A 211-nucleotide genomic window follows, 5' to 3' on the forward strand; every position below is an offset into this window, starting at 1 on the left:
ACCTCTTCGGCCGCGGCTGACAGGGCTCAAGGCCCAGCTCACGCATGAGCCGGCGGACCAGTTCCAGGCCAGCGGTGACAGCCCAGCGATGCAGCTGGGCCTGGATGCGCCGGTGGCCATAGGTGCCGTCGGACATGTCGAAGGCTTTCTCGATGAGCAGCTTCAGTTCCTCGCGCCGCTGGGCCGTCGCGGATTCCGGGCGGGATCGCCA

Annotated in this window: 1 protein-coding gene; it reads right to left on the minus strand. The window is 68.2% G+C overall.

Annotated elements, in window-relative coordinates; translation table 11 throughout:
* A partial coding sequence (locus tag FVS66_RS00050; protein WP_149178865.1) for an IS3 family transposase occupies positions 1-211 on the minus strand: 211 nt, incomplete at both ends.

Origin of the sequence: Streptomyces sp. TRM49041 (assembly GCF_008271805.1) — a bacterium.
GTDB lineage: Bacteria > Actinomycetota > Actinomycetes > Streptomycetales > Streptomycetaceae > Streptomyces.